20 protein-coding genes, 2 pseudogenes and 2 riboswitches are annotated in these 22,920 nt (G+C 28.7%); of the genes and pseudogenes, 4 read left to right on the forward strand and 18 right to left on the reverse strand.

Features of this window, described 5'->3' with window-relative positions; all coding sequences use genetic code 11:
- Window positions 1-103, forward strand: a 103-nt coding sequence (locus tag N4A48_RS01630; protein ID WP_293663950.1) for an IS3 family transposase, incomplete at its 5' end; no start/stop codon positions are given.
- Between the two features lie 44 nt (window positions 104-147).
- Here the strand turns inward: N4A48_RS01630 and N4A48_RS01635 are convergent.
- The 10 genes and pseudogenes from N4A48_RS01635 to N4A48_RS01680 all read right to left on the reverse strand — a co-directional run bounded on the left by N4A48_RS01635 (window position 148) and on the right by N4A48_RS01680 (window position 13,383).
- Window positions 148-1,428, reverse strand: coding sequence for a sensor histidine kinase (locus N4A48_RS01635; RefSeq protein ID WP_293663933.1), 1,281 nt, complete (start codon window positions 1,426-1,428; stop codon window positions 148-150).
- Window positions 1,429-1,799: 371 nt separating this feature from the next.
- Window positions 1,800-3,335 (reverse strand): glutamine-hydrolyzing GMP synthase, encoded by a 1,536-nt coding sequence (gene guaA, locus N4A48_RS01640; RefSeq protein ID WP_293663934.1) that lies wholly within the window; start codon window positions 3,333-3,335, stop codon window positions 1,800-1,802.
- A gap of 1 nt (window position 3,336) precedes the next feature.
- Entirely contained in the window at window positions 3,337-4,803 is a 1,467-nt protein-coding gene (gene guaB, locus N4A48_RS01645) for an IMP dehydrogenase (RefSeq protein ID WP_293663935.1), read from the reverse strand.
- Between the two features lie 228 nt (window positions 4,804-5,031).
- Window positions 5,032-5,133, reverse strand: a riboswitch (purine riboswitch).
- A 94-nt stretch (window positions 5,134-5,227) separates the two neighbouring features.
- Window positions 5,228-6,429, reverse strand: a pseudogene (larC, locus tag N4A48_RS01650) (nickel pincer cofactor biosynthesis protein LarC).
- A 19-nt stretch (window positions 6,430-6,448) separates the two neighbouring features.
- Entirely contained in the window at window positions 6,449-7,198 is a 750-nt protein-coding gene (gene larB, locus N4A48_RS01655) for a nickel pincer cofactor biosynthesis protein LarB (protein WP_293663936.1), read from the reverse strand.
- Between the two features lie 20 nt (window positions 7,199-7,218).
- A complete protein-coding gene (locus tag N4A48_RS01660) occupies window positions 7,219-8,424 on the reverse strand; it encodes a PP2C family protein-serine/threonine phosphatase (RefSeq protein WP_293663937.1) in 1,206 nt (401 codons plus the stop codon).
- Window positions 8,425-8,865: 441 nt separating this feature from the next.
- The gene (gene groL, locus N4A48_RS01665) at window positions 8,866-10,497 is read right to left on the reverse strand and encodes a chaperonin GroEL (RefSeq protein WP_293663938.1); all 1,632 of its coding nucleotides are present in this window, start codon (window positions 10,495-10,497) and stop codon (window positions 8,866-8,868) included.
- A 31-nt stretch (window positions 10,498-10,528) separates the two neighbouring features.
- On the reverse strand, window positions 10,529-10,813 hold the full coding sequence (locus N4A48_RS01670; RefSeq protein WP_293663939.1) for a co-chaperone GroES: 285 nt from the start codon (window positions 10,811-10,813) through the stop codon (window positions 10,529-10,531).
- Window positions 10,814-11,010: 197 nt separating this feature from the next.
- On the reverse strand, window positions 11,011-12,501 hold the full coding sequence (gene cls, locus N4A48_RS01675; RefSeq protein ID WP_293663940.1) for a cardiolipin synthase: 1,491 nt from the start codon (window positions 12,499-12,501) through the stop codon (window positions 11,011-11,013).
- A 3-nt stretch (window positions 12,502-12,504) separates the two neighbouring features.
- On the reverse strand, window positions 12,505-13,383 hold the full coding sequence (locus N4A48_RS01680; RefSeq protein ID WP_293663941.1) for a DNA-3-methyladenine glycosylase family protein: 879 nt from the start codon (window positions 13,381-13,383) through the stop codon (window positions 12,505-12,507).
- 184 nt (window positions 13,384-13,567) lie between these two features.
- A riboswitch (cobalamin riboswitch) is annotated at window positions 13,568-13,743 on the forward strand.
- Window positions 13,744-13,833: 90 nt separating this feature from the next.
- Between N4A48_RS01680 and cobT the strand changes: the two genes are divergently transcribed.
- Window positions 13,834-14,880: a nicotinate-nucleotide--dimethylbenzimidazole phosphoribosyltransferase gene (gene cobT / locus N4A48_RS01685; RefSeq protein WP_293663942.1), complete on the forward strand. Its 1,047-nt coding sequence runs from the start codon at window positions 13,834-13,836 to the stop codon at window positions 14,878-14,880.
- Between the two features lie 4 nt (window positions 14,881-14,884).
- Here cobT and N4A48_RS01690 read toward each other — a convergent pair whose 3' ends face one another.
- A complete protein-coding gene (locus N4A48_RS01690) occupies window positions 14,885-15,241 on the reverse strand; it encodes a response regulator (protein WP_293663943.1) in 357 nt (118 codons plus the stop codon).
- 263 nt (window positions 15,242-15,504) lie between these two features.
- Here N4A48_RS01690 and N4A48_RS01695 point away from each other — a divergent pair, with 263 nt between their 5' ends.
- Together N4A48_RS01695 and N4A48_RS01700 are read left to right on the forward strand one after the other, a co-directional pair.
- Complete coding sequence (locus tag N4A48_RS01695) at window positions 15,505-16,161, forward strand: deoxynucleoside kinase (protein ID WP_293663944.1); 657 nt, start codon at window positions 15,505-15,507, stop codon at window positions 16,159-16,161.
- Window positions 16,161-16,825: pseudogene (locus N4A48_RS01700) on the forward strand (deoxynucleoside kinase). The gene N4A48_RS01695 and the pseudogene N4A48_RS01700 overlap by 1 nt, the downstream one beginning before the upstream one ends.
- 39 nt (window positions 16,826-16,864) lie before the next feature.
- On the opposite strand, the gene N4A48_RS01705 reads toward N4A48_RS01700, so the two are convergent.
- From N4A48_RS01705 to N4A48_RS01730, 7 genes are all read right to left on the reverse strand, one after another.
- Window positions 16,865-17,104, reverse strand: coding sequence for an HPr family phosphocarrier protein (locus N4A48_RS01705; RefSeq protein ID WP_293663945.1), 240 nt, complete (start codon window positions 17,102-17,104; stop codon window positions 16,865-16,867).
- Between the two features lie 86 nt (window positions 17,105-17,190).
- A complete protein-coding gene (gene gdhA, locus N4A48_RS01710; protein ID WP_293663946.1) occupies window positions 17,191-18,561 on the reverse strand; it encodes an NADP-specific glutamate dehydrogenase in 1,371 nt (456 codons plus the stop codon).
- 152 nt (window positions 18,562-18,713) lie between these two features.
- The gene (locus tag N4A48_RS01715; protein WP_293663947.1) at window positions 18,714-19,517 is read right to left on the reverse strand and encodes an ATP-binding protein; all 804 of its coding nucleotides are present in this window, start codon (window positions 19,515-19,517) and stop codon (window positions 18,714-18,716) included.
- 82 nt (window positions 19,518-19,599) lie between these two features.
- A complete protein-coding gene (locus tag N4A48_RS01720) occupies window positions 19,600-21,030 on the reverse strand; it encodes an AAA family ATPase (protein ID WP_330665029.1) in 1,431 nt (476 codons plus the stop codon).
- Window positions 21,018-21,299 carry an AAA family ATPase gene (locus N4A48_RS14940; protein ID WP_330665028.1) on the reverse strand — a complete coding sequence of 94 codons (282 nt, stop codon included), beginning with the start codon at window positions 21,297-21,299 and terminating at the stop codon, window positions 21,018-21,020. The genes N4A48_RS01720 and N4A48_RS14940 overlap by 13 nt, the downstream gene beginning before the upstream one ends.
- A gap of 155 nt (window positions 21,300-21,454) precedes the next feature.
- Window positions 21,455-22,630 carry a hypothetical protein gene (locus N4A48_RS01725; protein WP_293663948.1) on the reverse strand — a complete coding sequence of 392 codons (1,176 nt, stop codon included), beginning with the start codon at window positions 22,628-22,630 and terminating at the stop codon, window positions 21,455-21,457.
- Window positions 22,631-22,715: 85 nt separating this feature from the next.
- Complete coding sequence (locus N4A48_RS01730) at window positions 22,716-22,865, reverse strand: hypothetical protein (RefSeq protein WP_293663949.1); 150 nt, start codon at window positions 22,863-22,865, stop codon at window positions 22,716-22,718.
- Window positions 22,866-22,920: the final 55 nt, after the last annotated feature.

Raw genomic sequence — 22,920 nt, forward strand, 5'->3', positions numbered from 1 at the left:
AATTAAACAATACATGACTTATTATAATAACTATAGATATCAGTGGGGATTAAAGAAGATGACTCCTGTCCAATACAGAAATCATCTTCTTAATGTAGCATAGTCTTTTTTAAATTGTCCTTTACAAAGGGTACAGATTAAGCTGTTCTATTTTTTTAATGTAAGCTGTATTTTAAATAAATCACTTTCTATTATTGTATTCACACTCATATTAGTATATTTAATTTTTGATAGTTTATTTACAGTATTAAGTCCTAACCCTCTATTTTCTCCTTTTGTTGAATATCCTTTATCAAATATTTTATTAATATCGGGTTTATTTTCAAATGAGTTTGATATTGTTATACATATAGTTGACTCTTCTTTAGATATACTTACATCTAATATTTTTTCATTTGATTCAATACTTGCTTCTATTGCATTATCCATTAATATTCCAAGTATTTTGCTCATATCTATATCTTTGATAAAGAAATCACTTATATCATCACTTATGTCTATATTTATATTTATTTTGTTAGATATCGCTTTAGCAACTTTAAAGCTCATTAATCCCTTTATAGGACTATTTTTTATTTTATTAAGCCCATACAGTTTTCTGTTATTTATCTTTTGATTCTTGCATATATCTTCATAAAAATATTTCTTCAGCCCTTCTATATCTTCTTTTGCTAAAAATCCTCCTATAGATAAAAGTATATTGTTCTGATCATGCTTATATTCTCTCATACTATCTAGTGATTCTTCTATAATATTATTGTATGTTTGTATATATCTTTTTTCATTTTTTTCTATGTCTAGTTTATTCAGTACAATTAACACTAAATAAGTGGTACATAGAAAAAAAATTGATATAAGTACAACAGTAATAATGTTTTGAATACTTTTGCTTCCCATATAAAAATATATATAACTAGTATACACAAATATAAACATATTTACATATATAATAAGAAAATGTTTTTCTTCTGATATTAAAACTTTATTTACATTCTTAACTCTAAGTAATGTATTACATAAAACCATAGATATTCCAATTACTAATATTGTCTGAAATACTATATTAAAATATGTATTGCTAACTAAATTATTTGAAATTATATTACTTTCATATAAAAAAACTCCCATAAATATATCTGCAATTTGAAATATCCAAAATGTTAAAATATATGATAATAAAAAGTCTTTCCTTCTTTTTCTAATAATATAATATATGCACACCTCTAACATTATATAGTATATACCTACTTTAATAGGCTTAATAGCTATTATATTAAAAATAGAATCTATTAATGATATTAATAATACCAATTTTATTTCTAATTTAAAATTACTTTCTATATCTCCTTCTAATTTTTTAAATACATAAATAAAAAAATAACTAAAGAAAATAGTCATTATAAAATCACATATAGTAATCATTTTCATTTATCACCCCTTTATAAATTAGTATATATTATTTTTTATATTTTTAATAAATCTAAATTTATTTTCATTTTATATTTTACACTATACGACAATACTTTTCTATATTTTGGCATTAATTAGTTTTATTTAAATTATAATTTCATAATTCAATAAAAAAAGTCATCTACTCGCTAACGCGGTGACTTATATCGCCAACGATCCTTACAGTCTCCGTTCTCAAAATTCACTGCGCTCATAGCACCAACAAGTCTAATGACTCTGTTGCTTAAAAATAGTCTCAAGTGCAGTCTTTTTATCAATGTTATCCACAGATTCAACATCATATAATATCCTATAGAATAAAAAATAGATAGCCATTGGCTATCTATTTTTTATTCCCACTCAATAGTTCCTGGAGGCTTACTAGTTATGTCATAAACTACTCTATTAACTCCATTGACTTCATTAACTATTCTACTAGATATTTTTTCAAGTACATCATAAGGCATCTTATACCAGTCAGATGTCATTCCATCAGAAGATGTAACAGCTCTTATTCCTACTAGGTAAGCATAAGTTCTTTCATCTCCCATAACTCCTACAGTCTTAACATCTGGTAGTGTTGCAAATGCTTGCCATATTTTATCGTATAAATCATTGTTTTTAAGTTCTTGCATATATATATCATCTGCTTCTCTTAATATATCAAGCTTTTCCTTAGTAACTTCTCCTATAACTCTTATTCCAAGTCCTGGTCCTGGGAATGGATGTCTAAATATTAAATACTTAGGTATCTCAAGCTCAAGCCCTAATCTTCTAACCTCATCTTTGAATAATTCTCTTAAAGGCTCTATTATTTCAAATTCTATATCTTCAGGTATTCCACCTACATTATGATGTGATTTTATAGTAGATGCTCCACTCTCCCCTGCTCCACTTTCTATAACATCAGGATATATAGTTCCTTGAACCAAGAAATCCATTTTTCCTAATTTATTAGACTCTTCTTCAAATACTCTTATAAATTCTTCTCCAATTATTTTTCTCTTAGCCTCAGGTTCTGACACTCCTGATAATTTGCTTAAAAATCTATCTTGAGCATTAACTCTTATTAAGTTCATCTTGAACTCTTTTCTAAATATCTGCTCTACCTGATCTCCTTCATTCTTTCTAAGTAAACCATGATCAACAAATATACAAGTAAGATTATCTCCTATAGCCTTATGAACTAAAACTGCAGCAACCGAGCTGTCTACCCCTCCACTTAAAGCACATAATACTTTTTTATCTCCTACTTTTTCCTTTATTTCCTTTATTTTTTGATCTATAAACGAATCCATAGTCCAGCTTCCGCTCAAATTACATACTTCAAATAAGAAATTCTTTATTATTTGATTTCCTTGTACAGAGTGCTCAACCTCTGGATGGAATTGTACTCCATATAATTTCTTTTCTTCATTTTGAATTGCAGCTACAGGACAATCATTAGTATGAGCAATTATTTCAAAATCTTCTGGTATCTTATCTATTAAGTCTGTATGGCTCATCCAAGTTATATTTTTAGAATCTACACCTTTAAATATCAAACTATCTTTATAGTTTATTTCTGTTTTTCCGTATTCTCTTTTATCTCCTCTTCTAACATTACCACCTAAAGCATAAGACATTATTTGAGCTCCATAGCATATTCCAAGTATAGGTATATTCATATCGAATATTTCTTTAGATATTTTAGGTGCACCTTCTGCATACACACTAGAAGGTCCTCCTGTAAATATTATCCCCTTAGGATTTTTTTCTTTTATCTTTTCTAGAGAGTAAGTATATGGAATTATTTCACAATATACATTACAATCTCTAACTCTTCTAGCTATAAGTTGATTATATTGACCTCCAAAGTCAACTATTAATACTAATTCTTTTTCCATATTAATTCTCTCCTTGTGTACTGTAATTTGGTGCTTCTTTAGTTATAGTTACATCATGAGGATGACTTTCCTTAAGTCCAGCTCCTGTTATCTTTGTAAATTTACCATTTTCCATCAATTTATCTATAGTTTCTGCTCCACAGTATCCCATACCTGATCTTATTCCTCCTGCTAATTGGAATAAGATATCTTCAACATTTCCCTTATAAGCTACCATACCCTCAATACCTTCAGGTACTAATTTTCTGGAACCTGTTTGGAAGTATCTATCTTTAGATCCTTGTTCCATAGCTCCTATAGATCCCATTCCTCTGTATGCTTTAAAAGATCTTCCTTTGTATATTATCTTTTCTCCTGGACTTTCTTCAGTTCCAGCAAACATAGATCCCATCATTACAACAGCTCCTCCAGCTGCAATAGCCTTAACTACATCACCTGAATACTTTATTCCTCCATCTGCTATTATTGGAACATTATATTTTTTAGCAGCTTCATAGCAGTCCATTATAGCTGTTACTTGAGGTACTCCAATTCCTGCTACTACTCTTGTTGTACATATAGATCCTGGTCCTATTCCCACCTTAACACAGTCCGCTCCAGCTTTTATTAAATCTTCTGTTGCTTCATAAGTTGCTACATTTCCTGCTATAACCTGAAGATTAGGATATTTTTCTTTTATTCTCTTAACTCCTTCTATAACTCCTTTTGAATGTCCGTGAGCTGTGTCTAAAGTTACAACATCAACCTTAGCTTGTACTAAAGCTTCTATTCTTTCCATCATATCATTTGTTATACCTACAGCTGCTCCACATAATAGTCTTCCTTCTGAATCTTTAGCTGAATTAGGATACTCTAATTTTCTTTCTATATCTTTTATAGTTATAAGTCCTTTTAAATATCCATCTTCATCTATTATAGGTAGTTTTTCTATTTTATTTTGTCTTAATATCCTTTGAGCTTCTTCAAGAGAAGTTCCTTCTTTTGCAATTATTAAGTCTTCTTTTTTAGTCATGCTATTTTCTATTTTTCTAGAGAAATCTTCTTCAAATCTTATATCTCTATTAGTTATTATTCCTATTAATTTATTATTATCATCTACTATTGGAACACCAGATATTTTATATCTTCCCATTAATTCGTCTGCATCTTTTATAGTATGGTCTTTGCTTAAATAGAAAGGGTCTACTATTAATCCATGCTCACTTCTTTTAACCTTATCAACCTCTAAAGCTTGTTCTTTTATTGTCATATTTTTATGGATTATTCCTATTCCACCTTCTCTTGCCATAGCTATAGCCATCTTAGATTCAGTTACTGTATCCATACCAGCACTCATTAAAGGTATATTTAATTTTATTTTTTTAGCAAGATATGTTGATAAATCCACATCACTTGGCAGTACATCTGATTTTTGAGGAATTAATAATACATCATCAAAAGTTAAACCTTCTTTTACAATTTTACTCATTTTAAATCTTCCTCCATTAGTAGTATATTTTAAAAAAATAAGAGAACTAACAAGTCTCTTATTCAAACCTTCGTTGTATATAATTTTTTAGAAAAAAAACAAGGACTTATATAATAATTTCTATTTAAAGCGAAATTATTATATAGGTCCTTGTATATCTATATTTATTTAACAAGCAAACTCACAGGGATACTCTCAGCCTACAAACCCACTTCTTCATAAATAAATAACCTATAAATAATCACGCATAGTCAGGAGCTTTAAGGTCCCCCGGTAGATACTCTCAGTCCATATCACTGAGTATATATGAGTGAATTTTTTTAACCTTATGCTATATAATTTATCAAATATCTTTTTCATTGTCAATAAAATTTAATATACATCAGCATTTTCCAAAATTTCTGTCGTTTGATAAGATTTATCATTATATATTTAAATAGGTTTTCACTTCATAATTTATATTATCATACACATCCTTCAATGGAATATTTTCCTTTTTAGCTATAATTTTGCATTCTTCATATTCAGGTGTATATTTTACTATTTTATCTTTATGATATACAAGTTTTACAGATATATTACCATAAGTTGTTTTTATTTTTATAAATTTTCTATCTAAAGTTTCTCTTTTAAATTCATTAAATCTAATACCAAACGTAGTGGTTTCTTTTAATATAAATTCTATTATTTTATTCAAATTATCTTTTTCACATAATACAGATAATTTAACTGCTGGTCTATTCTTCTTCATATATATACTTTGAGTATATATATCAAGAGCTCCAACACCTAATATTTCTTCATATAAATAAGAATATATCTCACAGTTCATATCATCTATATTAGCATTTATTTCATATACTAATTTTTCTTTTTTTTTTGACCAAGTATAACTCTTAACATATTAGGTATTTCAAACTTCTTATGTCCCATTCCATACCCTATAGACTCTATCTCAAATTCTATATCATCTATAAATTCATCACTTAAAGTCTTAACTATAGCTGCTCCTGTAGGAGTAGTAGTTTCTCCTTTTATAGAATTTATTTTAACCTTAGCTTTTTTTAATATTTCAACTGTAGCTGGTGCTGGAACTGGTATTACTCCATGATCACATTTTATAAATCCACTTCCAAGCGGCACTGATGAACAATATATTTTATCTGCATCAAGCATATCTATAAGAATTGCACTTCCTACTATATCAACTATAGAATCAGTTGCTCCAACTTCGTGAAAATGAACTTTATCGATTGTACTATTATGAACCTTAGCCTCAGCTTTAGCTACCTGCATAAATATATCTTTAGCTATTTCTTTAGCTTTATCAGTAATATCAGCATCATCTATTATCTTGTGTATATCATTTAAGTGTCTATGATGATGGTGGTGATGTCCATCATGGTGATGCTCATGTTTATGTTCTTTTATATTTACACACACATTAGTCCCATTTATTCCATTTTCTTGTTTGTTTTTTATAACAATCTCAAACTCATCACTCATATTAAGTTTGTTAATTTCAGTTAAAAATTTCTCTTTATCAATTCCTAAATCTAAAAGTGCACCAAGAGTCATATCTCCTGAAACTCCACATATGCAATCAAAATATAGTATTTTTCCCATTTATTTTCTCCTTTAAAAGTTATAATTTATTTATCATACTAGAAAGATACCCAGCCCCAAATCCATTATCTATATTTACAACAGATATTCCAGAAGCACAGCTATTTAGCATAGTAAGAAGTGCTGATAGTCCATTAAAATTAGCACCATATCCTACAGATGTTGGAACTGCTATTACAGGAACATCTACAAGTCCTCCTACAACACTCGGAAGAGCTCCCTCCATTCCAGCTACTGCAATTATAACTCTAGCATCCATTAAAACATCCTTATTATTTAAAAGCCTATGTATTCCAGCTACTCCAACATCATAAAGTCTTTTGACATCATTTCCTAAAAACTTTGCTGTATGGTAAGCTTCATCAGCTACAGGTATATCAGATGTCCCTCCTGTAACTACTACTATACTTCCCTTACCTATATTCTCTATAGGCTTGTTCTGGATTTTTATAATTCTTCCTAATTCCTCATACTCACAATTCGGATATATTTTTTTTAGTTTTTCATAAGTTTCTTTTTTTGCTCTAGTTCCAAGTATATTAGATTTTTTTTCATACATTTTTTCTACTATTCCTATTATATGTTCATCAGTCTTACCTTCGCAATAAATAACCTCAGGATATCCATTTCTAATGCTTCTATGATGGTCTACCTTAGCATAACCTAAATCTTCAAAAGGCAGAGTTTTTAAATCTTCTAATGCCGTATCTACGTCTACTTTTCCTTCCTTTATATTTAAAAGTAGATTTTTCAAATTATTAATATCCATTTTCTCACCTCTACTTTAAACTATATTTGCATGCCTAACATGCATATATCATCTTCATATTCTTGATTTTCTTTAAATAATATTAATTCTTCATTTACATCATCTATAATCTCATTTATATTTTTATCTAATCTACTATTTACTATTTCATAAGCTTTATCATTAAATTCGCACCCAGAATTATTTTTAGCTTCTACTAACCCATCTGTATAAAATAAAATTTTATCTCCTTCTTTTAATTTTATTTTATGTGATTTGAATTTTAATCCATCAAATACTCCCAGCATCATTCCTTCACTTTCTTTAATCTCTATGCACTTATTATCTCTTATGAGTAGTGGGTATGGATGGGAACACCTTATATATGTAAACTCCTTGGTCTTATTGTTATATATCCCATAAAAAGCTGTTAAATACATATTTTCGGCAACATTTAATATTTTACTATTTATATTTTCCATTAATTTATCAGGAGTATATAAAAGGTCTTTACTAGTTTCAAGTATAGCCTTTACCATTGTAGTTATCATAGCAGCAGCTATTCCATGTCCAGATATATCACTTATAAATATACCTACATTATCCTCATCTATATTTATAAAATCGTATAAATCTCCTCCTACCTCATATAATGGTTTATATACAGCTGTTAGCCTAACACCATTATATATAGGAGTTTTATCTGGTATAAGACTTTGTTGAACATTTCTAGCAATAGATAATTCTTTTTTTATCTTATCATTATAGTTTTGTATAATCTTATTATTTCTTTGAAGCTCTAATTTGCTATTTTCAATATCAGTTACATCATCTAATATTACAAGTACCATATCCTCATCATTATAAGTCATATGCTTTATTGTAAACTGAAGATGTTTTTGAATAGAAGTATCTTTTATATAAAACTTTCTATTCATAACCTTCTTTAAAGTATTTTCCTTCTCTTCAAAAGCCTTAATTATAGAACTTCTTACACAGCACTTTCCGCAGTTAGAAGTATTTCCGCAATCCTCACCTTCTTCAAAAGCATAAATACACCCTATAACATTGCCACATAATCCATTTAATATATCAGTATCCCGCTTATTAAATAATACCTTAAACGAATTATTAAATTCCTGTATCCTAACATTTTTATCAACTAAAAATATAGCAGACGTTATATTCTCAAATAAACTATTTAAAAAATCATTAGATTCCTTCAACTTATTTATAGACAAGTTCATACTTACCCCCCTAACAATTATCATAGCTTATTTTAACATAAAAAAGTCTTCCTATTTTACGCTTTTTAAAAATGTAGACTTTTTTGAAACTCATAACAAAATTTATATTTATCCACTTCCACCTGTCATTAGAAGTCTTTTAATTTTTTTAATACACAGTAAAACCTTGAGACAATTACAAAATAAATGATATTAAAATAGTTAGAGAGTGATTTAAATGTTTTTGTATAAAACTTGTATTACAGCGTTTGAATATCGGTTAAGAAAGTTCGTTGTCTGAGCAAAGCGAGTTTAGAACTTTTAAGATATTCAATAAGATGTAATGCTTAGTTTTATACAAAAAATTTAAGACATGAACGGTATTTTAATATCATTTATTTTACTCTCAATCCACAATCTTTATCAAATATCAAAAAAAGAAGACCAAAAGGTCTTCTTTAATTACATCATTGGCATTCCTCCACCCATGCCTCCTGGCATAGCTGGCATAGGTTCATCTGATTTAATATCAACAACAGCAGCTTCTGTTGTTAAGAATACAGCAGCTACAGATGCTGCATTTTGAAGTGCTGATCTTGTAACCTTAGTAGGGTCTACAATTCCAGCTTCTATCATATTAGTGTAAGTTTCATTTAAAGCATCAAATCCAATTTCAACATCAGAGTTTTTAACTTTTTCAACTATAACTGCTCCTTCAAGTCCACAGTTAATAGCAATTTGCTTTAATGGCTCTTCAAGTGCCTTTCTTATTATCTTAGCACCTATTTTTTCTTCACCTTCAAGAGTTTCGATTAACTCTTCAACTGCTGGTATAACACTAACAAGTGCAGTTCCTCCACCTGATACTATACCTTCTTCAACAGCTGCTCTTGTAGCATTAAGAGCATCTTCTATTCTAAGCTTTCTTTCTTTAAGCTCAGTTTCAGTAGCAGCTCCAACCTTGATTACAGCTACTCCTCCAGCAAGTTTTGCAAGTCTTTCTTGTAATTTTTCTTTATCAAATTCAGAAGATGTCTCTTCTATTTGAACCTTTATTTGATTTACTCTATCTTTAATTTCTAATTCATTACCAGCTCCATCTACTATTGTAGTAGTTTCCTTAGTTACCTTAACAGTAGCTGCACTACCTAACATAGATAAGTCAGCTTCTTTTAAATCAAGTCCTACTTCCTCAGATATAACTTGACCTCCAGTAAGAACTGCTATATCTTGAAGCATAGCCTTTCTTCTGTCTCCAAATCCTGGAGCCTTTACAGCTACAACTTCAAATGTTCCTCTTAGCTTATTAACTACTAATGTAGCAAGTGCTTCTCCCTCTACATCTTCAGCTATTATAAGAAGCTTTTTACCTTGTTGTACTATTTGCTCAAGTACTGGTAGTACCTCTTGAATATTGTTTATCTTCTTATCTGTTATTAATATGTATGGATTATCTAAAACAGATTCCATCTTCTCAACATCTGTTACCATATAAGGAGATAAATATCCTCTGTCAAATTGCATACCTTCAACTGCGTCAAGCTCTGTTAGCATAGTTTTAGATTCTTCAACAGTTATAACTCCATCTTTACCTACTGTTTCCATAGCATCAGCTATAAGCTTGCCTACTTCTTCATCTCCTGCAGAAATAGCCGCAACTTGAGCAATAGATTCTTTATTTTCTATATGTCTTGAAGTTTCTTGTAATTTAGAAACAGAAAGTTCTACAGATTTTTGTATTCCTTTTCTAATAAGTATAGGATTAGAGCCTGCAGCTACATTTTTTAATCCTTCTCTCATTATAGCTTGAGCTAAAACAGTAGCTGTAGTAGTTCCATCTCCAGCTACATCATTAGTCTTAGTAGCAACCTCTTTAACAAGTTGAGCTCCCATATTTTCATAAGCATCTTCAAGCTCTATTTCTTTAGCTATAGTTACACCATCATTAGTTATAAGTGGTGATCCGAATTTTTTATCTAATATAACGTTTCTTCCCTTTGGTCCTAATGTAACCTTTACAGTATCTGCTAGTTTATTAACTCCCTTTTCTAATGAACGTCTTGCTTGTTCAGCAAATTTAATTTCTTTAGCCATTCAAAACCCCTCCTATTTTATATAGTTTAATCTATTCTACAACCGCTAATATATCATTTTGTCTTAAGATAGTATACTCATTACCTTCTAGCTTAATTTCTGTTCCAGCATATTTAGAAAATATCACCTTATCTTTAACCTTAACTTCCATTTTAATTTCTTTACCATCTACAACTCCACCAGGTCCTACTTCTACAACCTCAGCCATTTGTGGTTGCTCTTTTGCACTTCCTGGTAAAACTATCCCACTTTTAGTTTTTTCTTCTGCTTCTAATTTTTTTATAACTACTCTATCAGCTAGTGGCTTAATTTTCATTATAACCCCTCCTCTTAAATATACATTGTATTGTTTTCCCTTTAGCACTCACTTAGTATGAGTGCTAATCATAACTATAATATATCTAATTTACACTTATATTTCAAGAGTTTTCATTAAGTATTTATTTACTTTTTTCAACGATTTTCGTAACAAAAAAACAAAAACCATTCATTTTTAATGGATGGTTTCTGTTTTCATAATATAGCAGAGAATAATCTAGAGGCTGATTCTTTTATTTTTTGTATTAAAGGTTTGTTAATATAATCTTCATACGTTATCTCTTTGCTGTTTCCTATATCCTTCATAAAGTCTTTTTCAAGTCTTTTAGTGACTTTTTCATCATATATAAATCCATTTACTTCAAAATTAATCATAAAACTTCTAATATCCATATTAGCACTACCTACAGAGCATATATCATCATCTATTATTAATATCTTCGAATGCATAAACCCTTTACTATATAAATATACTTTCCCTCCTGTTTTTAATATATCTTTAAAATAAGAAGATGATGCTAAATGAACTATTTTATGGTCTGCCATTTCTGGAAATATTATTCTTACGTCAACTCCACTTAAGGCTGCTGTTTTTAAAGCCATCATTAAGCTCTCATCTGGAATAAAATAAGGTGTTTGTATATATATTCGTTTCTTTGCCTTTGATATAGCACTAAAATAAGCTTGATGTATTACTTCCCAATCAGAATCTGGACCACTAGCAGCTATTTGAACTATGCTATCTCCTTTATAGCATATGGATGGAAAATACTCTTCATCAAATATCTTATTTTTACTAGCAAAATACCAATCTAGTAAAAATATAAGCTGTAGCATATAAACTGATTCACCTTTTATCTTCATATGAGTATCTCTCCAGAATCCGAATTTTTTACTTTTTCCTAAGTATTCGTCTCCTATATTTATACCTCCTGTATATCCTATTATTCCATCTATTATAACTACCTTTCTATGATTTCTATAGTTTAATCTTTTATTTAAAAAAGGAATTTTTGATCTTAAAAACGGATATATTTCTATATTATGCTTTCTCATATCACCAAAAAACTTTCTATCAAACCAAAGTCTCCAACAACCTACGTCATCGTAAAGTATTTTAACCTTTACTCCCTCATTTGCTTTTTTTATTAATATTTCTTTTATTTTATTTCCTATTTCTGAATTTTTTATTATATAGTACTCCATGTGTATATGGTGCTTTGCCTTTTTTAAATCTTTTATCAACTCATTAAATTTTTGATTTCCATTTGTTAGTATTTTTATATTATTATTTAGTGTAAATGGAGTTCTTCCCGTATTTAGCAATAAACTCATAACTTTCTTTGAATTATCCATACTACTATCATTGAATATTACATTGTCTACTATAGCCTGCTTTTGTACAAGCAATAAATTATCAAACTCTTTTATATTATTAAATACATGACTTATCTTTATATTTGAAAATATCTTTTGAGTCTTAAATATTTTCTTACGCCTTACATTTTGACCAAAGAATATATATATTATTAAACCTCCTATTGGAAAGACTGCAAAAATCAAAAGCCATGCTATTGTTTTAGAAGGATTTCTATTTTCTAAAAATATTACTAAGGATACTAAAATAGTAGATACGGTAAATAATATTCCAAGTGCCCACATTATAGTGTCTATTATGTCAATCACCTCCTATTTTTTTCCTATACCAAGCTCCCTTGCATAGTAAAATAGATATTGTTGAGCAAATCCGGATAAATCTGAAAATTTATTTATTCCATATTCTCTTATTTTCTTTAAGCTAAGATTTTCATCTACATAAAACTCTTCCATAACTCTCTTTACCCATACATCTACAGGAAATGCATCGTACTTTTCCATTGAAAATAGCATTATACAATCTGCAACCTTTGGTCCTACTCCGCAAAATTGCAAAAGTGCCTTCTTACACATATCGGTATCTAAATTTTTATATTTATATATATCTTCACTATCATTTTTTATTATAAAAGTTGTATCTTTTATATACTGATCTCTAAATCCAGTTCCACATTTTCTTATTTCCTCTTGTGTTAATGAATTCATCTTTTTTATAGATGGAAATGCATAATGTTTCTTTCCTTTATATTCTCCTAAATATTCTCCATAATTCATAGCTAAATTTTCTATTGCTTTTTTTATCATAGATATTCTATTGTTAGCTGATATTATAAATGATATTAATATTTCCCATTCATCTTGATTAAGTATTCTTATACCGTATCCAAACTTTACAGCTTCATTTAAATATTTATCTACTTGAGATAATTCTTCCTTTATTTTAGAATAGTTTCTATCTAAATCAAAATACTTATACCATATATTATGAAAATCTTCTAAATTTGTATTATTAAAATACACTAAATCATCTTCTTTTTTTATATTAAGTATTTTCTTAAATGCTACTCCAGTATAAGATCCATCCTCTTCTTCATTCCATCTAAAGCATTGACCGCATTCAAATATATGCTTAGGCTCAAAATCCTTCATACCTTCAACTACAACTGAATTATTTTCTTCATATATCTTCATAAATATTCCTCTCCTCACTATGTAATTATATATTTAATTTACCCAAAAAACATATTTTTAAATTTAAAAATTATATAACTCATGTCGCCAACGATCCTTACAGGCTCCGTTGTTTAAAAACAGTTGTAAGTAATGCTATAATTTCCTTAAGCATAAAAAAAGGAATTTAGCCTATCTAGCGAGAATATAATATTTTGTACAAGGTGCCTTTAGATTGGAGAATAGAGAATTAGGTTAAAATCCTAAACGGACCCACCACTGTAATGTGAAGCTATATTTATATATCCACTGGTTAATTCTGGGAAGGAAAGTATAGTGATGAAGCTAAGTCAGGAGACCTGCCTTGTATAGTTAATACGGATGACGGTAAAGTCCATATCTTTAATTTTTGATACCAAAAATTAAAGATATGGACTTTTTAAATTGAATTAGAAAGGAGAACTTTTAACTATGAAACTTTTAAAACAAACTATTAATTCTATAAATACAATTGACAGAAAATATATGAATTTAGCTCAGCAAAAACTAGATAGTTTCTTTAAACCTGTAGGAAGCCTCGGAAAATTAGAAGATATATGCATACAGTTATCTGGTATATATCAAAAAATAAACTTTGACACTTCTAAAAAGGCTATACTAGCTTTTGCAGCTGATCATGGTATTTATGAAGAAGGTGTTGCTCCAGACCCTCAAGAAATCACTAGGCTTCAAATTCCTAATTTCGTAAAAGGAGTTAGCGGAGTAGGTTGCTTAGCTAAGAGTGCAAACGCAGATGTAGTTGCAGTTGATGTAGGTATAAACTGTGATGATTTAATAGATGGAGTTTTAAATTATAAAATAAGAAAAGGAACTTCTAATATGGCAAAAGGTCCTGCAATGACATATGACGAAGCTGTTCAATCACTTGAAATAGGTATAGAGTTATCAAACAAACTTATAAATGATGGCTATACCATACTTGGAATAGGTGAGATGGGTATAGGAAACACCTCAGCAACTAGTGCTATAATATCAGTATTTGCAGATTTAGATCCTTTAGAAGTTACGGGAATGGGTTCAGGTCTTGATAATGATTCTATAATAAAAAAAGCAAATACAATAAAAAGAGCCATAAACATTAATAAACCTATTAAAAAAGATCCTATAGATGTATTATCTAAAATAGGTGGCTTTGAAATAGGTGCTATGGCTGGAGTAATATTAAGTGCAAGTAGCAATAATATACCAATTGTATTAGATGGTTTTATTTCTTATGCTGCTGCTATTATCGCATATAATCTTAGTAATACTACTAAAGAGTATATGATTGCATCTCATTTTTCAAAAGAAAAAGCATCTAGTAAAGCTCTTGAACTTTTAAATCTAGAACCCATGCTTTATATGAATATGCGTCTTGGCGAAGGAAGTGGAGCAGCTCTTGCCTTTAGCATAATAGAGGCTGCTAACTATATGTATAAAAATATGGTAAAGCGAGATGAAATCTATAATACCTTTTAATTATTTATGCAAAAACTTTTTCTAATGATTCTTTTAGTCTATCTGGATGTACAGGCTTTATTATAAAGTCTGTCGCTCCACTTTTTATAGCTTCAATAATCTTATCATGTTGTCCTATATCAGATATCATTACAACTTTTGCATCTACATCAATTTTTCTTATTTCTTTTAATGCTTCTATACCGTTCATTTTAGGCATAGTTATATCCATAGTAACTATATCAGGCTTTAATTTTATATACTTTTGGACAGCTTCTCTTCCATCACAGGCCTCTCCTATAACTTCAAATCCAAGGTTGTGCATATTATCAAACAGAAAATTTCTCATAAAAGTAGCATCATCTACTATTAATACCTTCATTTTTTCACCCTTCCTAACCTCTAACTAGAATTATTTTACCATTTTTTTCATTGAAATTCAATCTAAGGTTATATTTGTGATAAAGCTAAATTATATTAATAATTTATAGTTCTAGAAATTATTAATATATAAATTTGCACATAAGTATATTTTAATACATTGTGCTATAATTTAGAAAAGTATTTTTGCTCGACTTTTGTAGAATTAACTCTATTTTTTTGATACAATACTGTAGATATTATTTTTAGAAGGTGGTTTTAATAATGAAAAATAAAAAAAGAGGAATTTTAATTTCTATAGAAGGCCCTATAGGAGTTGGTAAAACTACTTTATCTAATATACTTAACTCTCATTTTAATTCATATAATTTAAGAGAAATAGTTGAGGAAAATCCTTTCTTATCTCATTTTTATACTAATATTAAAGAGTATGCTCTTCAGACAGAATCATTTTTCTTTTTTAATAGAGTTAAGCAATTAGAAGATATTGAAAGTACAATTAATCAAGGAGACATTGTAATCAGCGATTATAACATAATTAAAAATTTGATATTTGCAGGTCTTACGCTCAATAAAAAACAATTCCATAAATACAAGCAAGTCTATGATATATTCGTAAACGGTTTACCTCAATCAGATATAATAATTTATCTTAATTCTGATACAGATACTTTAATGAAAAAAATAGCTCTTAGAGATAGAAATTTTGAAAGACAAATGGATAGAAATTATATAGATAATCTAAGAGAAGAATACGAATATTATTTTAATCAAAGATCCTTGAAGCACTATTTTGGCGAAAAAACACCTATTATAATTAATGTAGATAATACAAACATGGATTTTTTAAACTGCCAAAAGGATAGAGAGTGGATTATTGAGCAAGTAGAAAATAGTATTAAAAATTTAGGAGGCATCTAATGTTAAAACTTATAAACAACAGCACTTCATTAGCACCTAGAAATAAAGATGAAAATATATTTATAACTGTAGCTGGAAATGTAGGAGCTGGTAAATCTACTATAACAAAGTTATTATCTCAAAAACTCAATTTAAATTCTCACTTTGAAAAAGTAGATGATAATCCTTATCTAGATGATTTCTATACAGACCAAGAAAAATGGGGATTCCATCTTCAATTATATTTTCTAGCTCAAAGATTTAAACAACAAAAACAAATATCTCTAAATGGATTTAATAATATACAAGATAGAAGTATATATGAAGATGTTGAAATATTTGCAAAATCTTTATATGACAACAATAAAATGAGTAAAAGAGATTTTGAAACATATAAAGATTTGTTTTACGATATGATTCCTCATCTAAAAAACCAAATCTTATGATTTATTTAAATGGTTCTATCGATACTATAATAAATAGAATAAACTTAAGAGGTAGAGATATGGAAAAAAGAGTTCCTAGAGAATACTGGGAAAATCTTCATTCAAGATATGAAGCATGGATAAGCAACTATACGGATTCTCCTATATTATATGTAAATATAGATAAGGTTGATTTAATTGAAAACCCTAAACAATTAGATTTTATAGCTGATGAAATTAAAAAATTATTGGATTTATAACTAACTAAAGACGACTTAAAAGTTTAAGTCGTCTTTATATTATTCTTCTCTAAGATGAGATCCTTGCATTAGAAATGTTAATACTTGTTTAGCTTCTGCTTCATCCTCAACCTCTACGACTATTTCATCAGGGTTTTCATTAACAATATACATAGCTCCTATTATAGACTTAGCATTTACAGAATATAATCCTGCTTTTAAGTATACCTTACCTTTTAACTTAGATACAAATTCTACAAATCTATTTATATCCTCAACCTTCATAAAAGTTACTTTCATTTCATCTCCTCCTGTATTATTTATTTTATTTAATTCAAAAAAAATCAGATAGAGTAAACCCACTCTATCTGATAAAAAATTTATTATTAGTAGTTTCCTTGAGCTACCATTGCATCAGCAACTTTTAAGAATCCAGCTACATTAGCTCCAGCAACTAAGTTATATCCAAATCCATATTCCTCAGCAGCAGCTTTAGCATTGTTATGGATGTTTACCATTATATCATGAAGTTTAGTATCTACTTCTTCCTTAGTCCAAGAAAGTCTCATGCTGTTTTGAGACATTTCAAGAGCAGAAACTGCAACTCCACCAGCATTAGCAGCCTTAGCAGGTCCAACTATTACTCCTTTTTCTAAGAAATATTCAACAGCTTCGTTAGTACATGGCATGTTAGCACCTTCAGCAACGTACTTAACTCCATTATCTACTATTTGCTTAGCATGCTCTATAGTAATATCATTTTGGATTGCACAAGGCATTATGATATCAACTTTTTGTCCCCAAGGCTTTTCTCCAGCTACGAACTCACATCCGAACTTGTCAGCGTAATCCTTAACTCTTGCACCTTTATTCTCTTTTAACATTTCTACTAAGTAGTTAATCTTTTCATCAGTTACGATACCATCTTTATCGTATATGTATCCATCTGGTCCTGAAAGTGTAACAACCTTTCCTCCAAGATCTCTAACTTTTTGGCATGCTCCCCAAGCAACATTACCAAATCCAGAAACTGCAACAGTTTTTCCTTCAAAAGTATCTCCTTCATGCTTTAACATTTCATTACAGAAGTAAGTTACTCCAAATCCTGTAGCTTCAGGTCTTATTAAACTTCCTCCATATGGAAGTCCTTTTCCTGTAAGAACTCCGTTTTCAAAAGCTCCTCTTATTCTTCTATAGTGTCCATATAAGAATCCGATTTCTCTTCCTCCAACACCGATATCTCCAGCTGGAACATCTACATCTGGTCCTATATGTCTGTAAAGCTCCGTCATGAAGCTTTGGCAGAATCTCATTATTTCTTCATCTGATTTTCCTCTAGCATCGAAATCAGATCCACCTTTTCCTCCTCCTATTGGAAGTCCAGTTAATGAATTCTTGAATATTTGCTCAAATCCTAAGAATTTGATTATACCTATGTAAACTGAAGGATGGAATCTAAGTCCTCCTTTGTAAGGTCCTATAGCTCCATTGAATTGAACTCTCATTCCACGGTTAACTTGGATATTTCCTGCATCATCAACCCAAGGTACTCTAAATACTATTTGTCTTTCTGGCTCAGTTATTCTTTCTAATATGTTAGCTTTTATATATTCTGGACGTTTTTCTAAAACTGGAGCTAAAGTATTTAATACCTCTTCAACAGCTTGTAAAAACTCAGGTTCTGCACTGTTTCTTTTTGTAACATTCTCCATAACATTAGATATGTAATCTTTAGCACTTAAAATTTCTTTTGACATTTAAATAAACCCCCTCTATTAATGTTAATTATTTAGTATTTCATTTTAAAAGTTGTGATTTGTCGAATTGGGGAAAATGTTTTCCCACTTCCTAAATGAATTATAACATACTAAAATTTAACTTGTAAACATATTAAATGTATGTTTATTTTTTAACAAATATCTACTACATGTATATTTATACTATTAACGCTTAGAAGCGTTGTAAACTCTAGTATATTCATTATTTTTTCTTGTATACTTTCGCATTGTTTTAATATTCTGAATGTTTTGAGCCTCACTTTTATGTCAACTTTTATACCAGATTTATTATATTTTATATCTATAGATAGCACTTGATATACACCTTCAAATTTTGTCATTTCATATGTAACAATCTGCCTTATAGCCTTTTGAGATATATAATATTTTCCCATATAACTAAAGGTAGGTCTTATAAGAGTTTTTTCAAATTCTTTTATATCACTATTTTTGTCCTTGAATAAAAGCTTAATAGGATTAGTAAAAAGACCTGAAAAATGTTTTTTTACTTCAAAAGTTGGAAGAGGTATTATATGAATTCCCTTTTCCATTCTACTCTTTCTAGCATCATCCATCTCTTCTTTTGTAGCGATATCCTCCATATTTATATTTTTGTAAATATCAGGGAGTTCTAATCTATTTCTTATCCTATTTATCATCTTCCAAGATGTACCTATTATTAATATACTTTGAACATCATTTTCTTTTATAGATTCTATCATCTTACTTCTATGCTCTGAATTTTCAAATATAGCTCTCTTAACAGCCTCCATTTTAGTAGATGCATTCTTAGCTGAAATACCAGTTATTATACAATTCTTATGTATAAGAATCCCATCATCTATTATATAATCTATATCATTTTCATATGCTATATTTAATGCTCTATAACTCTTTCCCGTGCCACTAGGACCACAAAGTGCATATACCTTCACAAAACCACCTCGCTTTACTTTAAATATACATATATTATAGTACAAAAAGCTCTAGTTTTAAAAATTACTAGAGCTTTTTGTTTTATATTTCGTTAAAATATATATCACGTTTTCCTACTACAATTATCAATACCTTTTTTAGATTATCTTTATCAAATTTACTTTTTATAATTTTACTTTTAGCATACTTATTTAACTGTTTTAGTCCTTCTTCTTTTATATTTTGTAAATTATTTCTTTCGCTTTCTTTTAAGTACTTAAGCTCTATTAACCATTCATAATTTATACGTTTTTTATAAGCCTTATTTTTGCTTAATAATATATCTATATATCCTTTATCTATTTCAGGTTCACTTTGAACAACATATAATCCATATACAGAAAACAAAGTCATAAGTATCATTTTTATATATTTTTCATCAAATTTGATTAAATCTCTATTTGAGAGATTTGATAAAATTTCTTTCAAATATTCTATAAATTTATTTATATTTCCATTTACATTCAGTTCATTAATAACACTATCTAGCTTGTTTTTATTTATATCTATATTATTTTTTAGATTTTTGAAAATGTAATCCCAATAAACAGTTTTTATCACATAATTAGGTATAATAAGCTCAACACCATTTGCATACGGTTCTTTTATCGTAAGCATTCCTAGATAATACAAAAGTGATTTGAAGTTTTCCTTTTCATCATACATATTATCAATATTAAATCTACTTACAAGCTTAGTATTTATTTTTTTACCTGATATAATTTCATCTATAATAGTATCTTCTTTAAAATTTAATGCTATTTGCTTTATCTTACTATAATCAGTTTTTACATTATCATCTATCATTTCTTTAGGATATTTACCTTTTCTAATTATATTTTTAAGAAAATATAAAGCCATATCAGTATTGTATACCGTATTTTCAGTATCTTCACTAAATTTATATCCATTATAATAAAACTTCATATCTTTAATAAGTTCTTCTACACCAAACTTTTCATCAACTGATAGCTTATAAATAATTTCTCTTATTTCCTTTTCTGTAAATCCCATTATTTCATTAAGTTCTTCTTCAAGTGTTAAATTCTCTGTGATATTAAATCCACTAGTTAAATCATCAAGCATAATAGGACTTACTCCTGTTATAAATAATCTTTCAAAATTATCAGCTGTCGCATCTTTTAATGCTTTATAAAAAGTCTTTAAAAAACCTTCTCCATGAAGTATTCCTTGATACATAGATTTTTTCCCACCTGTGATTAATTCATTAGTAAAATTATCATACTCATCTATTAACACAAATACTTGCTTATTTATTTTTTTTGCGAGTAATGATATATAGCCTACAAGTATTTCTGCACTATCTATATAACCTGGTATTTTTTCATTGTCAAAAAAATCATTATAATTTAAAATAAAGTTCTCAACGAATAGCATTACTTTTTGATTAAAGCTATTTCTTAAGTCTTTTTCATTTAAAGCAGTAATTCCAGCAAAACTTATTCTCCATATAAGATAATTATTTTTTTAGATGTCGGATTTTTACCTATATATAAATTATTAAATAAATCTTCAAATTTATCTTTTTTATTAATATCATAATAATTTTCAAGAGTAGATAAAAACAAACTTTTCCCAAACCTTCTAGGTCTTATAAAAAATTGATACGGCGCATAACTTTCCAGTATTTCTATATATTTAGTTTTGTCTATATATAAATAATTTTCTTCTATCATCTGTTCAAAGTTAGATATTCCATAAGGTATTTTTTTTAAAGTCATATGTTACCATCAACTCCTTTAAAGTTTCTTCTGATATGTCTTTATTAAAAATTTCTATAATATCTTCTTATTTATATTATATCGTAATTTCAAACTTTAAAACAACTACATCTAAATAAAGACAGGAACCCTAGTCCCTGCCCTTGATTTAATATCTACTCATTATACTCCATAACTTCAAAATTCACTATTTTATTTTTAATAATATAATCCTTTCTACTCTCAAACGGTCCTATATTATAATCTTTTTCTATTATGTAGTATGAACCTGATTCTTTATCGTACCAATCTATAAAGTCATTAACATCTTTAATTGTCATATCATACTCTTTCTCAGTTCCTTCTTCCATTGTTATTCTTAATAAGGCTTTGTTTCCTTTGTTAATTGGCTTTTCTGGCTCTGTTTTGTTGACAAGTTTTTTTACTCTTATTTGAGGTTTATTATTTTCGTTATATTCCGTCCATATAATATATAATTCATTTCTATACTCTACTGCATGTGAATCACTAGCAAATTTAGAAGAGTCATAATTTAAAGAACCATTATCTACTCCTACCCACTTACTTCCATCATATTTCTTTACTCTTACTTGAAATGTGTTTCCATTATGTTCAAACCATGTAACATATAACTCATTTTTATATACTACTGCATGTGAATCGCTAGCAAATTTAGAAGAGTCATAATTTAAAGAACCATTATCTAATCCTACCCACTTACTTCCATCGTATTTTTTTACTCTTATTTGATAATTTCTTCCATCCTCTTCATCCCAAGTAACATATAACTCATTTTTATATACTACTGCATGTGGATCACTAGCAGTTTTAGAAGAGTCATAATTTAAGGAACCATTATCGACTCCTACCCACTTACTTCCATCGTATTTTTTTGACACTATCTGGTATTCATCTCCATTATCTTCATACCAAGTAACATATAATTCATTTTTATATACTACTGCCTCGGAGCGTTGAGCATTCTTAGAAGAGTTGTAATTTAAGGAACCATTATCTACTCCTATCCACTTACTTCCATCGTATTTCTTTGCTCTTATTTGATAATTTTTTTCATCGCCTTCTTGCCAAGTAACATATAACTCATTTTTATATACTACTGCATTGGAACGTCCAGCATGCTTAGAAGAGTTATAGTTCAAAGAACCATTGTCTACTCCCACCCAATTACTTCCATCATATTTTTTTACCCTTATTTGGTCTTTACTTCCATCATCTTCATGCCAAGTAACATATAGATCATTTTTATATACTACTGCCCTTGGCTCACTACCATACTTATAAGAGTTATAGTTCAAAGAACCATTATCCATTTCTATCCATTTGCTTCCATCATATTTTTTCGCTCTTATTTGAGTTTTATCATTTGAATTTTGTTCTTCCCAAATAACATATAACTCATTTCTTATAATTCAATGTCCCCCCATCGACTCCAACCCATTCAAACTCATCCTTCTTCTCACCCTCAGCAAAAACACTAAAGCTAGAAAAAATCATACTTACAACTATCATTACCAAAGTAAACAAAAACTTAAAATTCCTTTTCATAATACCACTCCTTAACATTTATTTTCCATACCTAAATATTATCAGTAATATTTTG

The organism is Tepidibacter sp., assembly GCF_025210165.1.
In the GTDB taxonomy this organism is placed as follows: Bacteria; Bacillota; Clostridia; order Peptostreptococcales; family Peptostreptococcaceae; genus Tepidibacter_A.